The organism is Devosia sp. A449 (assembly GCF_054489375.1).
Map to the genome: position 1 here is coordinate 46537 of NZ_JBTMWU010000002.1, position 13190 is coordinate 59726.

A 13190-nucleotide genomic window follows, 5' to 3' on the forward strand; every position below is an offset into this window, starting at 1 on the left:
GGCAAACGGGCAGTAGTGGAGGGTTAGAAAATGGCAGACTACAGAGTACCATCGCCGCTGGCCCGCGAGGCCATGGCCTATGTGCTGGCCGGTGGGCGCGGCACGCGTCTGATGGAATTGACCGACCGGCGCGCCAAGCCGGCGGTGTATTTCGGCGGCAAGTCCCGCATCATCGACTTTGCGCTCTCCAACGCCATCAATTCAGGCATCCGCCGCATTTCGGTGGCGACGCAATATCAGGCGCATAGCCTGATCCGCCATCTGTCGCGCGGCTGGAATTTCCTGCGCACCGAGCGTAACGAGAGCTTCGACGTGCTGCCGGCCAGCCAGCGAGTGCGCGAGGACATGTGGTATGCCGGCACCGCCGACGCCGTGTACCAGAACATGGACATTATCGAGGATTCGGGCGCGCGCTATATCGTCATCCTGGCGGGCGACCACATCTACAAGATGGACTATGAAATCATGCTGCGCCAGCATGTGGACACCGGGGCCGACGTGACCATCGGGTGTCTCGAAGTGCCGCGCATGGAGGCCGCCGGCTTTGGCGTGATGCATGTCGACGGGCGCGACCGGGTGGTCGATTTCGTCGAAAAGCCTGCCGACCCGCCGGGGATTCCCGATAAGCCGGACATGGCGCTGGCCAGCATGGGCATCTATGTGTTTGAGACGCGCTTCCTGATGGAGCAGTTGCGCCGCGACGCCGCCACCGAAGGCTCCAGCCGCGATTTCGGCAAGGATGTGATCCCCTATATCGTCAAGAACGGCACCGCCTGGGCGCATCGCTTCCCGCGCTCCTGCGTCCGCTCCAGCAATGAAGAGGTGAGCTATTGGCGCGATGTGGGCACCATCGATGCCTATTGGAAGGCGTCGATCGACCTGACCGATATCAAGCCACAGCTCGACCTCTATGACCGTGACTGGCCGATCTGGACCTATGCCGAGATCACCCCGCCGGCCAAATTCGTGCATGACTTTGACGGTCGGCGCGGCTCGGCGGTCAACTCGCTGGTGTCAGGCGATTGCATCATTTCGGGCGGCCATTTGCAGCGCACACTGCTGTCGACCGGCTCGCGCGTGCACTCCTATTCGGTGCTCGACGAAGCGGTGGTGCTGCCCTATTGCGACGTCGGGCGAAATGCGCGGCTGAAAAAGGTGGTGATTGACCGTGGCGTCAACATCCCCGAAGGGCTGGTGGTGGGCGAAGATCCCGAATTCGACGCCAAGTGGTTCCGCCGCAGCGATGAAGGGGTGACGCTGATCACCCAGGCAATGATCAATAAATATCTGGCTGGGCGATGATTGAAGTTCTCTCGGTAGCGTCCGAGGTCTATCCGCTGATCAAAACCGGGGGGCTCGCCGATGTGGCGGGCGCCCTTCCGGGCGCATTGGCCGGGCATGGCGTCGCCATGCGGACGCTGGTGCCCGGTTATCCGTCGGTGATGGCCAAGCTCAGTGGCGGCCGGGTGGTCAAGGACCTACCCGATGTGTTCGGTGTACCGGCCAAGCTGATCGCGGCGCGGGTGGAGGGGCTGGACGTCATCGTTATCGATGCGCCGATCCTCTATGACCGGCCGGGTAATCCCTATGTCAGCCCTGACGGCTGGGACTGGCCGGACAACTGGAAGCGCTTCGCGGCGCTGAGCTGGGTGGCGGCCGAATTGGGCATGGGGCTGGTCGAGGGCTACAATCCTCATGTGATCCACTGCCACGACTGGCAGGCGGGGCTGGCGCCGGCCTATATCAAGTTCGGGCCGAACAGCACCGTCAAGACGGTGATGACCATCCACAATATCGCCTTCAAGGGCTCGTTTGGCCGGGAGATTTTCGGCCAGCTGCGCCTGCCGCCGCATGCTTTCGATGTGGGTGGCGTCGAATATTATGGCGGCGTGTCCTACCTCAAGGGCGGCATGGAATGTGCCGATTACGTCACCACGGTCAGCCCCAATTATGCCGACGAAGTCCGTACGCCGGAATTCGGCATGGGGTTGGAAGGGCTGCTCAATGGGCGGGCCGATACCGTGGTGGGCATTCTCAACGGCATCGACACCGAGGCGTGGAATCCGAGCAAGGACCCGGCGCTGGTGCAGACCTATTCGGCCAACACCACCCAGCATCGCCGCGCCAACAAGCTGGCCGTGGCGGAGCGTTTTGGGCTCGATGGAGTGGACGGGCCACTGTTCTGCGTGGTCAGCCGGCTGACCGACCAGAAGGGTATGGATCTACTGCTGCACACGGTGGATGGTCTGGTGGGACTCGGCGCCCGGCTCGCCGTGCTGGGCTCGGGCGACGCGTCGCTTGAAGAAGGCTTCCGCCATATGTGGCAGCGCCATCCGGGCAAGGTGGGCCTGGTCACCGGCTATGACGAAAATCTGAGCCATCTGATGCAGGGCGGCTGTGACGCTATCCTCATTCCGTCGCGCTTTGAGCCCTGTGGGCTGACCCAGCTTTATGGGCTGCGCTATGGTTGCGTGCCGGTGGTGAGCCGCATTGGCGGGTTGGCCGATACAGTGATCGATGCCAATCCGGCGGCGATTGCGGCCGAGGTGGCGACGGGCGTCAAATTTGACGCCGGCAGCGCCCATGCGCTCTATGAGGCGCTGCGCCGTACCGTGCGCCTCTATAATGACGACAAACTTTGGAAGAAAATCCAGCGGCGGGGAATGAAGACGGATGTCTCCTGGGCGACAAGCGCCGCGCGCTACGCCGATCTCTACGCCACTATTACCGGGTTGAGCACCAATGACGATCCTGACCATTAAAACCACGCCCTTTGCCGACCAGAAGCCGGGAACCTCGGGCCTGCGCAAGCGGGTCACGGTGTTTGCCCAGCCCCATTATGCCGAGAATTTCGTGCAGTCGATCTTTGACAGCCTGGACGGGATCGCCGGCCAGACGCTGGTGATTGGCGGCGACGGGCGCTTCTACAATGATGTCGCCATCCAGAAGGCGATCCGCATCGCGGCGGCCAACGGCTTCGGCAAGGTGCTGGTCGGGCAGAACGGGCTGCTGTCGACCCCGGCGGCCAGCCATGTCATTCGCCATCACAAGGCCTTTGGCGGGCTGGTGTTGTCGGCGAGCCATAATCCGGGCGGGCCGGATGGCGATTTCGGCATCAAATACAATATCGGCAATGGCGGACCGGCGCCGGAAAAGATCACCGACGCGATTTATGCGCGCAGCAAGGTGATCGACCGCTATCTGACCAATGATGCGCCCGACGTGGCTTTGGACCAGATCGGCACGCAGCGTTCAGGCGACATGGTGGTCGAGGTGATCGATCCGGTGGCTGATTATGCGGCGCTGATGCAGACGCTGTTCGATTTCGACGCCATCCGCGCGCTGTTCGCCTCGGGCTTCCGCATGACCTTCGACGCCATGCATGCGATTACCGGCCCCTATGGCCACGCCATTCTCGAAGGCCTGCTTGGTGCGCCCAAGGGGACGGTGATCAACGGCACGCCGTCGCCCACTTTTGGCAACGGGCATCCCGATCCGAACCTAGTCTATTGCAAGGAAATGCATGATCTGCTGATGACGCCGGAGGGGCCTGATTTCGGCGCGGCCTCGGATGGCGATGGGGATCGCAATCTGATCATTGGCAAGAACCGCTTCGTTACGCCCTCGGACTCGCTGGCCATTCTGGCGGCCAATGCGCATCTGGCGCCGGGCTACAAAGATGGCATTGCCGGCATTGCCCGCTCGATGCCGACCAGTGCGGCGGCAGACCGGGTGGCGGAAAAGCTCGGCATCGAAATGCATGAAACGCCAACGGGTTGGAAGTTTTTCGGCAATCTGCTGGATGCCGGAAGGGTGACCATTTGCGGCGAGGAAAGCGCCGGCACCGGCTCGAACCATGTGCGCGAGAAGGACGGTCTTTGGGCCGTGCTGCTGTGGCTCAACATCATCGCGGTCCGCAAGCAGAGCGTCGATCAGATCGTGCGCGAGCACTGGGCGAGTTATGGGCGCAACTACTATACGCGTCACGATTATGAAGAGGTCGATGCCGCAATCGCTGGCAAGCTTGTCGATGATTTGCGTGCAGAATTGCCCAAGCTTTCTGGCAGAATTCTTGCAGAAGACTTGCAAGTTGCTTACGCTGACGACTTCACCTACCACGATCCGGTCGACGGTTCGACCAGTGCCAGACAGGGCATCAGGATCGGCTTTACTGACGGCAGTCGCATCGTTGTGCGGCTGAGCGGAACCGGTACGGTCGGCGCCACGTTGCGGCTCTATCTGGAGCGCTATGAGGCCGCCGATGGACGACACGATCTCGAGACGCAAACTGCCCTGGAGCCGCTCATCGCGTTGGTCGATCAGCTCACGGGGATCAAGCAGCGCACTGGCCGGCGGGAACCCAGCGTCATCACCTAGGGCCGTACATGATTTGACCAGGGTCACCTCATCGGCCCTAACCTTTTGTTGTCGCAAGGTTATTTGCGAACACCTTGCTTTAGCATCGGAACACCAATGAAACCCATGATTGTCCCCAATGGGGGCAGTATTGAGCACCTCGGCGCCACCCTCACCGAGGGCGGCGTCAATTTTGCTGTGTACTCGGAAAGCGCCACCACGATCTGGGTGTCGATCTATGACGAGCAGGACGAGGAAACCGACCGCTTCGAGCTCGATGTGCATCAGGACCATATCTGGGCCGGGCTGGTCTCGGGGCTGACGGCGGGCACGCGCTATGGGTTGCGCGCCGATGGGCCCTATGATCCCGATCAGGGCTATTTCTTTGATCCGATGAAGCTGCTGGTCGATCCCTATGCCAAACGGCTGGATCGGGTGTTCGTGCGGTCGCCGCGGCTGCGGCTGGATCGCAGCGAGGCCGTCGACACCGCGCCGCTGATCCCCAAGGCCATCGTGATCAGCAATACCGGCGAGACTATTCTGCCGCGCAAGAAGGCGCCGGGCCTGTTCTATGAAATGAACGTGCGCGGCTACACCATGCGCCATCCCAGTGTGCAGGGGCCGCTACGCGGCACCATTGCCGGGCTGACCACGCAGCGGGTGATCGATCATCTGAAATATATCGGCGTCGACACGCTGCAATTGATGCCGACGGCAGCGTGGATCGATGAGGGGCACCTGCCGGTGCTCGGGCTGACCAATGCCTGGGGCTATAATCCGGTGGCCTATTCAGCCATCGACCCAAGGCTGGCGCCGCGTGGGCCGCAGGAATTGCGGAACATGACCGATCTCTACCGCAAGAACGGCATCTCGGTGATCCTCGACGTGGTCTATAACCACACCGGCGAAAGCGACGCCAATGGGCCGATGCTGAGCCTGATGGGGCTCGACGCCAAGACCTATTACCGGTTCGTGGAAGTCGACGGCAAACAGCATCTGGTCAACGACACCGGCACCGGCAACACGCTGCGCTGCGACCATCCGGCCACGCAACGGCTGGTGATCGACTCGCTGCGTTACTGGGTCGAGGAAATGGGCGTCTCGGGCTTCCGCTTCGATCTGGCCACCATTCTGGGCCGCGATCCCGGCTTCGACCCCAATGCGGTGATGCTGCAGAAGATCAAGGCCGACCCGGTGCTGAGCAAGGCCATTCTGGTGGCCGAGCCCTGGGATCCGGGTCCGGGCGGCTATGCGCTCGGCCAGTTCGGCAAGGAATTCAAGGAGCACAACGACACTTATCGCGACGAAGTGCGAGAGTTCTGGCGCGGTGAGGACGGCAAGATCGGCGCCTTGGCCGGCAAGGTCGCTGGCTCGGCCGAAATCTTCAATTTCTCCGGCCGCAAGCCCAGCCATGGCGTCAATATGCTGGCGGTGCATGACGGGTTCACCCTGCGCGATCTGGTGAGCTATCACGACAAGCATAACGGGGCGAATGGCGAGAACAATAATGACGGCCACAACCACAATGCCTCGTGGAATTGTGGGGCCGAGGGCGAGACCGACGACGAGACCATTCAGGCCGCCCGAAAGCGCGACGTGCGAGCGCTGCTGGCGGCGCTGTTCCTGTCGCGCGGCGTGCCGCTGCTGCAGCAGGGCGACGAGATGTTCCGCACCCAGCAGGGCAACAACAATGCCTATGCGCAGGACAATGAAATCACCTGGCTGGACTGGGAAAACGGCGATGGCGAGCTGGTCGACTTCGTCGCCGCGATGAACCGGTTCCGCAAGGCGCATCCCGCGTTGACGCATGACCATTTCCTCTCCGGGCAGGAGAAGAACGGCGTGCGTGACGTGGTCTGGCTGCACCCGGATGGCCGCGAGATGAATGAAGGCGACTGGGGCGACTCCAGCGCTTCGGTGCTGGGCATGCAGCTGCGGCACAAGGATGACGAGGTGCTGGTGTGGTTTAACCGGCGCGCCGAACCGGTGGTGGCGCATTTGCCCGAGGGCGGATGGAGCGTCGGCATTCTCTCCGACAGTCTGGCCACGGTGCCGATCGCCGACAATATCGCGACGCTGACGCCGCGCTCGGTGGTGGCGCTGGTGCGCGGTTAGTCGACGGCAACCATGCCAAGACGCTGATAGAGTGCAATGGCGGGCGCGTTGCCCGCCATGACTTGACCAGATTTGCGCAGGCGGATCACGTCAGTCAGTTCGGCACCTGTCCAAGATTACATTCCGGACATGATTTGAAACATTCCACAATCCTTGCGATTGCCCAAATCATGCCGCGACAATTCCCAAGATCAAGCCCAAAATTGCCTTGGGTGGAGCGCCTGATGCTAGCGTCGACGCGATGTCACGCCGATGACCGCTCGCAGAATCCTGCGGCCTGATCTCGCAATCCATGGAGTTCAAAATGAAACCGATGCGCTCAGTATCGGCGGCAGTGCTGCTCGCTGCCATTCTCGCTATTCCCGGCACTGCGGCCTTCGCCGCGACCACGCCGGCGCCCGCCGCGGCCAAGGTGACCATGGGGGTCAAGACTGAGCTGGTGCCGGTAGGCAATCTGGTCGACATGATCGGTAGCTGGACGGCCGGCGATCTGGCCTTCCTCGACAAGGCGACCAGCATCAAGACCTTCGACACCAAGACGCTCTATCCGGCAACTGAACAGGCCCAGATTGCCAGTGCCGAGGCCGCCAAGTCGGTTCAGCTCGGTAAGTTCCGTGATGCCATTCGCGCCGACGGGGCGCTCAATGGCTGGTTCACTGCCAACCATATCGACGTCAACCGCGTGGTGGCGGTGGCCGACCCGAAGGGCAACCCGGAGATTTTCCTCTATTAGGCGCAGCCCGTCGCCTCGAACTGGACCAGTGCCGAATCCGCAAGGGTTCGGCGCTGGTCGTTTGCGGTAGGCGTTCAGAGCAGTCGCAGGATCACCAATGCGACGAAGCCGGCGCCCAGGAACAGGCAAAGCGGGGAATAGACGCGGGCGTCATTGAGGCGGAAATTGGCTTCGGGAGTCTTTTCGGCCCACCAGGCGGTGTAGCCAATGATGCCGCGTGCCAGGAACATGATGGCGAGGGGCAGGCCCAGCAGCGTCAGGGGCAGGCCGCCGCTGGTGTGGTCGGCCAGTGCCAGGGCGAGGATGCCGGCAGCCAGGGTGACCACCGCCACGGCGAAGGAAGCCAGCCTGGGCGGCATGCGCTCGATATCGCGGAAGCCGACCACGGTCTGGGCCAGCAGCTTCTCGCCGCGGATCGGCCAGGTGAAGCCGAGTGACCACAGCAAATGCGCCGTCGATACGGCCAGTAGGGCGATGAACATGAAAGCGGCGATCAGCATGCTCATAAGCGGAAGAATCTCCTGGTGCGGAAGGAACGCGTGATCGGGGTGATAGCCGCCGCCTCACGCGCGAGCAACAGGGCTCAGGTGACGGTGTTGAACAGGCGGAAGATCCACGACAGCTTGTAGATGAGATAGACCGACACCAGCGTCAGGTGAAAATTCCGGTTTGGCGTCCAGATGGCGATAGCGCAAAGGGCGATGCCGATGGGCGCCTGCAGGGCGAATTCGAAGGCGAATTTGCTCCAATGGGCTTCGCCCTTGATATAGGTGTCGACCAGGTCGCAAAGAATATTGGCGATGAATAGTCCGAAGAACCAGGGGCGACGATTAAGGAAGAAATCCTCATAGCCGTCATATTCAGCCAGCGAATCAGGAAACAGCAGCGCCGCCTGCAGGAACAGCACGATGGTGTAGAGAAAAATGAAGAAGAAGACGCCGAAGGTCCAGTCGTCGAGCTGGAACAGCGCAAATTCCCACCACCAGAAGTGAATGAGTTCGAGCAGGATCGCGCCGACCCATAGCAATTGCAGCGTCGAGAAGGTTTTCCGCTTCGGATGTTGAACCAGACTGGACACGCCCAGCAATAGGCGGGAGATGCCTAGACCGACGACCATGCCCAAAACGATGCGGATGTGGGGAAAAAGCTCCGGCGCAGCGTGCGGGTCCATGGCTCACGGGGTGTTGATCAACTCCGAGCAAGTAAGCACAGCTTGGGCATCTTCGCCAAGTGTCATGTCGTAGAGGCTGGCATCGGCGCCCTTGGTCCACCAAACCCATTGCCCGGCGGCGTAACGCACGCCGGAAGCGGCGATGACGGCGGTAAACACCAGTTCTTCGGGTTCCTCGACAATCGGCACCAGTGCCAGGAAATTCGGCGCCGCGTTGATATAGGTCACGGTGAGCGGCTCGGCTGCCGCACAGTCATAATGCATGACGCGGCGCTCGAAGTCGGATTGAGTCGCCAGATTGATGGTGACCGAGGTTTCGACGGCCTGGGCGGCGCCAGGCGCGAGCAAGGTGGCGATGATGGCTGCTGCGAGCAGGGGATGCGTCATAGGTGGGGCCTCCGTTGGGTTGCGCCATGGTGCTTTCGGCACAAGGCGGAATTGGGTCAGAGACGATCGACCTGGGTGCCGGATGGCCGGAGCAGGTCCGGCCATGAGGGCGCAACGCAAATTGCCACGCTCTAGTTGGCCTCGGCGACTTTTTCCCGGCGATAGATGGCGGCGGTGTAGTCGATGATCTGGTCGAGCAGGGCTTCGCCCGCGGCGATCTGCGGGTCGCCGCCCTGGGTGCGGGCAATCAGGGAGATGGCGAGAACCTGAATGACATAAGCATGCGCCGACCGGCCCTCGCGATGATGCTCATTGCCCTGGGCCTCGAAGGTGCGCAGCAGCGTGTCATAGGTGGCGGGGGCCATGGTCCGCTTGGCGCTCGACCAATCGGCGGTTTTGAGATCGTCCGCCAGATCCGCCGCCAGGCTGCCGAGCAGCCACATGGCTTCCTTGTCCTTCGAGCCGTTCTGCTGCAAATCCTTGAGCACTTCGACGAAGCGGATCTTGAATTCTTGTTCCTTGGTGATGGTCATGGGGCAGGTCCGGGTCAAGATGATTGGCTGCCCTTAAAGCATTTGTGCGGGCGGGACGCCATGGCGCGGGCGATAAATCCACGCGCAATGCTCGCGCGTGGAGACTCATGTTTGAACTGGGGCCGGCAAGCGGGGCTTAGCTGGCGGGTGTGAACTCGGCCAGAACGGTGGCGCCGTCATCCAGCAATTGCAGGTTGCCGCCGGTGATGGCGAAATTCTTGGTGGCTTCGAGCGCGGCGAAGAAGGCCTGCTCCTGATCCAGCCCGGGACATGCCATCATGGTCGAGAAGGTTTGGCTGATGGCGATGCCGTTCGGGGTCGGTTCGAGCTTGCCGCCATAGGAATTGCAGCCGCCATTGCCGTTCACGCTGTCGGCAGAAAAAATCAGGGTCGAGGTGACGTCTGCAGCGGAGGCCGCGCCGCCGAGTTCGGTCAACTGCCAGCTGGTGCCGATCAGATCGGCCAGCGGGTCGCCATCGGCGGCCGCCGGGAGGGACAGCAAAGCGAGGGTGGCGAGACTCAGCAGGGTCGGGCGCAGCATAGATATTCTCCTTGTTCCGGCGGCAGGCTTGGCCGGTGATTGTGGCGGATTTCGACCCTGGAGGGCAAAACCTATCTGCCGGGCAGGGTCTGGCCTCTTCATTCGCCGATCACAGATGCGCGGCGGGGGAACCCTTGTCGTCCGGTCCCGTTATCCGAACGAACCCGGACGGCAGTCAACGTCATCATCCGGACGCTGTTTTGGTGCCGGTCCTCCCCGACACCAAGCGATCGGTGGACTGCTGCAGAGGCTGACGCTCCTTTGTGGTGTCTCCGGTGGGGGCGCGAAACTTCGGTTTCGCGCCCTTCTTTTTTGCCGTGGCGCTTGCATTTTTGAGCCACCGCCGCTCATGGTCGAATATCATTCGAGACTTCAGGGAAAGCGCGCAATGGTATTGCCGATCGACGCGGTGGACCGCAAGCTGTTGCGGCTGCTGCAGGTGGATAGCCGCAAGAGCGTGCAGGTGCTCGGCGAGGCCGTGGGGTTGTCGGCTTCGGCCTGTCACCGGCGGCTCAAGGCGCTGGAGGATCAGGGGCTGATCGAGGCGTATCGGGCGGTGCTCAATGCCGGGCGGCTCGGCTATTCGATGCAGTTTTTCATAGAAGTGGGGCTGATCAGCCAGAGCGAGGCGGCGCTGGAAGCGTTCGAGGCTGCCGTGCAGGACATTCCAGAGGTGCTCGAATGCCATTTGATGGCGGGGCAGTCGGACTATATTTTGCGCGTGGTCTGTCAGGATCACGACGATTTCGAGCGGCTGCATCGCCGGCTCAGCGCGCGTTTGCCGGGCGTGGCGCGCATTCACTCCAATATGAGCATCCGCACGGTCAAGGCGCGTACCGGACTGCCGATCTAGCAGCGTCAGGCAATGGCGGTCTGGGCCGCGATCGGCCGATCATCGCTATAGATTTTGATGACCGGCTCGCCAATGAGCAGCGCGCCGGCTAAAATCAGTGCGGCGCCGCCCTTGCGGCAGAGAAAGATGATGTTGTTGGCGACGCCGGCGGTGCGCCAGAGCAGGCGCCGGACCATCCCATCCAACCCGCCCTTGATGCCGAGCGAGGGCAGGCTGGTTTCAACGGCCAGATCATGCCGCGCCAGCGTGGCGCGAACATCGGCCATGTCATAGCGCCGGTAGCGCCCATCCTTGTTGAACAGCGACCACAAGATTCCCGCGCGGCGGTCGAGAATGTCGAAATAGAATTGCCCGCCCGGCTTGAGGAAGGGGGCGTAGCGCTCCATCACCGCGTAGAAATCGACATATTTGGTGTAGAACATGTCGTTGACGACGATCACGTCATATTGCTGGCTGGGCTCGAAGGCCATGACATCGCAGACCTCGAAGCTGGAGGGCGCGATCAGGCCGGCGTCGACCAGGCTGGTGTGCAAGGGCGCCAGCAAGCCATCAATATCGATGCTGTCGATGCGCTTGCAGGCCGGCGACAGGTAAAATTCCATGGCGAAGGGGCCGCTGGCAATATTGAGAACAGTCTTGCCAGCCAGATGCGGCTCGAGCGTGCGCCGCATAATGTCGAAGCGGCGCGCATTGACGAAGAAACGAATCTCGCCGGCATCGCGCCCCGCGAGATGGGTGAACAATAAATCTTCGTATTTTTTCTGCCGCGCCAGCATATCCAGCAGTCCCCCCGGTGCTGCCAACATTATATCGTCAGATGATGACGACTAGGCAATAGAAGGCATGGTCTGCTGGTTAACGGCTGCGAATAGTTCGCGCGACTGTTCGTTATAGTCCTGACGTCAGGTTTAGCCGGTCAAGCACTGCCCGATCGGCCGGATCGACCATGCCGACCAGAAAACGCGTCACGATGCGCCGGGAATCGGGGGGCAGGGCGGCGATGGCGGCGGTGATGCGGCTGGCCTGCGTAGCCGAGAGCGTACCAAAGAACTGCCGGCCCTTGTCGGTCGCGTGGAGCAGGCGCTGGCGGCGGTCGGAATGGCCGGTTTTTTGCTCGATATAGCCGTTGTCGATCAGCTGCCGCAGCACGCGGGCCAGGCTCTGCTTGGTGATCTTGAGGATATCGAGCAGATCGGCGACCGGCATGCCGGGGCGCAAATTGACGAAATACAGCACCCGGTGGTGGGCCCGGCCAAAATCCTGGCGCCCGAGCAGGGCATCGGCATCGCCGGTAAAATCGCGATAGGCGAAGAAGAACAGGCCCATAATATCGAGCGGCAGGTCCTCGCCGCCGGGGGGCGTGGAATTTATGTCAGCTATGTTGACATGTTTTATGTTCGCTGCCATTCTCTTCCCATCAGGACGCCATCTCGTCTTATCCACCAGCCTTTGCGGTTTGCCAAGGCCCTGGGCCTCGGGCATGATTGGCGCCAACTGGCGGCCATGAATGATGGCGCTTGAATGCAAATTATCGGGAGTGGATTATGGCAGGCGTGCCCATGGACCAGCGTGATGGCTGGATCTGGTTTGATGGCGAACTCAAACCCTGGAAAGACGCGAAGGTTCACGTATTAACGCACGGGCTGCACTATGCCAGCTCGGTGTTTGAAGGCGAACGCGCCTATGGCGGCGAAATCTTCAAGTCGCGCGAACACACCGAACGGTTGATCCGCTCGGCCAAGACGCTGGACATGATCGTTCCGTGGACGGTTGAGCAGATCGAGGACGCCAAGCGCCTCGTGCTGGAAAAAAACGGCCTAGTCGACGGCTATGTGCGTCCCGTCGCGTGGCGCGGTTCGGAACAGCTGAGCGTTACCGGCGGCAATAACACGGTGCATGTGGCGATCGCCGCCTGGGTGTGGCCGAGCTATTTCTCGGTCGAGGAAAAGCTCAAGGGCATTCGCCTCGAATGGAGCAAGTGGAAGCGTCCGTCGCCGGAGACCATTCCGTCGTCGGCAAAGGCGGCCGGCCTCTACATGATCTGCACCCTGTCCAAGGACGCGGCGATGGCCAATGGCTATGCCGACGCGCTGATGCTGGACTATCGCGGCTATGTCGCGGAAGCCACGGGTGCCAACGTGTTCTTCATCAAGGGCAAGGACATCACCACGCCGACCCCGGATTGCTTCCTCAATGGCATTACCCGCCAGACGCTGATCGAGCTGGCCAAGCGCAATGGCTATACGGTCACCGAGCGCCATATTCTGCCTGAGGAACTGAGCCAGTTCGACGAGTGCTTCCTGACGGGGACCGCCGCCGAGGTGACCCCGGTCAGCGAGGTCGGTGAGTACAAGTTTACCCCGGGCGAAGCCTGCCGCACGCTGATCGACGCCTATACCGCCGAAGTTCAGCCCAAGCGCGCTGCCGCTGCTGAGTAAGCGGATTCAATTTGTGAAAAAGCCGGGCCAAGTGCCCGGCTTTTTTTGTTTTTGTGGAGACAT

14 protein-coding genes are annotated in these 13190 nt (G+C 61.6%); 7 read left to right on the forward strand and 7 right to left on the reverse strand.

Annotated elements, in window-relative coordinates:
- Window positions 1–30 precede the first annotated feature (30 nt).
- The 5 genes from glgC to ACX3OW_RS06015 all read left to right on the forward strand — a co-directional run bounded on the left by glgC (window position 31) and on the right by ACX3OW_RS06015 (window position 7204).
- Window positions 31–1302, forward strand: a complete 1272-nt coding sequence (gene glgC / locus ACX3OW_RS05995; RefSeq protein WP_459094852.1) for a glucose-1-phosphate adenylyltransferase — start codon at window positions 31–33, stop codon at window positions 1300–1302.
- Window positions 1302–2762 carry a glycogen synthase GlgA gene (gene glgA, locus ACX3OW_RS06000; protein WP_459095459.1) on the forward strand — a complete coding sequence of 487 codons (1461 nt, stop codon included), beginning with the start codon at window positions 1302–1304 and terminating at the stop codon, window positions 2760–2762. The genes glgC and glgA overlap by 1 nt, the downstream gene beginning before the upstream one ends.
- The gene (locus tag ACX3OW_RS06005) at window positions 2743–4377 is read left to right on the forward strand and encodes an alpha-D-glucose phosphate-specific phosphoglucomutase (RefSeq protein WP_459094853.1); all 1635 of its coding nucleotides are present in this window, start codon (window positions 2743–2745) and stop codon (window positions 4375–4377) included. The genes glgA and ACX3OW_RS06005 overlap by 20 nt, the downstream gene beginning before the upstream one ends.
- A gap of 96 nt (window positions 4378–4473) precedes the next feature.
- Complete coding sequence (glgX, locus tag ACX3OW_RS06010) at window positions 4474–6471, forward strand: glycogen debranching protein GlgX (protein ID WP_459094854.1); 1998 nt, start codon at window positions 4474–4476, stop codon at window positions 6469–6471.
- A gap of 304 nt (window positions 6472–6775) precedes the next feature.
- On the forward strand, window positions 6776–7204 hold the full coding sequence (locus ACX3OW_RS06015; RefSeq protein WP_459094855.1) for a hypothetical protein: 429 nt from the start codon (window positions 6776–6778) through the stop codon (window positions 7202–7204).
- Window positions 7205–7278: 74 nt separating this feature from the next.
- On the opposite strand, the gene ACX3OW_RS06020 is transcribed toward ACX3OW_RS06015, so the two are convergent.
- From ACX3OW_RS06020 to ACX3OW_RS06040, 5 genes are all read right to left on the reverse strand, one after another.
- Complete coding sequence (locus ACX3OW_RS06020) at window positions 7279–7710, reverse strand: DUF3995 domain-containing protein (protein WP_459094856.1); 432 nt, start codon at window positions 7708–7710, stop codon at window positions 7279–7281.
- Window positions 7711–7787: 77 nt separating this feature from the next.
- Window positions 7788–8321 carry a hypothetical protein gene (locus ACX3OW_RS06025; RefSeq protein ID WP_459094857.1) on the reverse strand — a complete coding sequence of 178 codons (534 nt, stop codon included), beginning with the start codon at window positions 8319–8321 and terminating at the stop codon, window positions 7788–7790.
- Between the two features lie 57 nt (window positions 8322–8378).
- Entirely contained in the window at window positions 8379–8762 is a 384-nt protein-coding gene (locus ACX3OW_RS06030) for an MliC family protein (protein WP_459094858.1), read from the reverse strand.
- Window positions 8763–8893: 131 nt separating this feature from the next.
- A complete protein-coding gene (locus ACX3OW_RS06035; RefSeq protein ID WP_459094859.1) occupies window positions 8894–9295 on the reverse strand; it encodes a hypothetical protein in 402 nt (133 codons plus the stop codon).
- Between the two features lie 136 nt (window positions 9296–9431).
- Complete coding sequence (locus ACX3OW_RS06040) at window positions 9432–9836, reverse strand: META domain-containing protein (protein ID WP_459094860.1); 405 nt, start codon at window positions 9834–9836, stop codon at window positions 9432–9434.
- Between the two features lie 388 nt (window positions 9837–10224).
- Between ACX3OW_RS06040 and ACX3OW_RS06045 the strand changes: the two genes are divergently transcribed.
- Window positions 10225–10689 carry an Lrp/AsnC family transcriptional regulator gene (locus tag ACX3OW_RS06045; RefSeq protein ID WP_459094861.1) on the forward strand — a complete coding sequence of 155 codons (465 nt, stop codon included), beginning with the start codon at window positions 10225–10227 and terminating at the stop codon, window positions 10687–10689.
- A gap of 5 nt (window positions 10690–10694) precedes the next feature.
- Here ACX3OW_RS06045 and ACX3OW_RS06050 read toward each other — a convergent pair whose 3' ends face one another.
- Both ACX3OW_RS06050 and ACX3OW_RS06055 read right to left on the reverse strand, forming a co-directional pair.
- Window positions 10695–11495 (reverse strand): class I SAM-dependent methyltransferase, encoded by an 801-nt coding sequence (locus ACX3OW_RS06050; protein WP_459094862.1) that lies wholly within the window; start codon window positions 11493–11495, stop codon window positions 10695–10697.
- Between the two features lie 82 nt (window positions 11496–11577).
- Window positions 11578–12096 (reverse strand): MarR family winged helix-turn-helix transcriptional regulator, encoded by a 519-nt coding sequence (locus ACX3OW_RS06055; RefSeq protein ID WP_459094863.1) that lies wholly within the window; start codon window positions 12094–12096, stop codon window positions 11578–11580.
- Window positions 12097–12233: 137 nt separating this feature from the next.
- On the opposite strand from ACX3OW_RS06055, the gene ACX3OW_RS06060 reads away from it, so the two are divergent.
- A complete protein-coding gene (locus ACX3OW_RS06060; protein ID WP_459094864.1) occupies window positions 12234–13127 on the forward strand; it encodes a branched-chain amino acid aminotransferase in 894 nt (297 codons plus the stop codon).
- The last annotated feature ends 63 nt before the right edge of the window (window positions 13128–13190 follow it).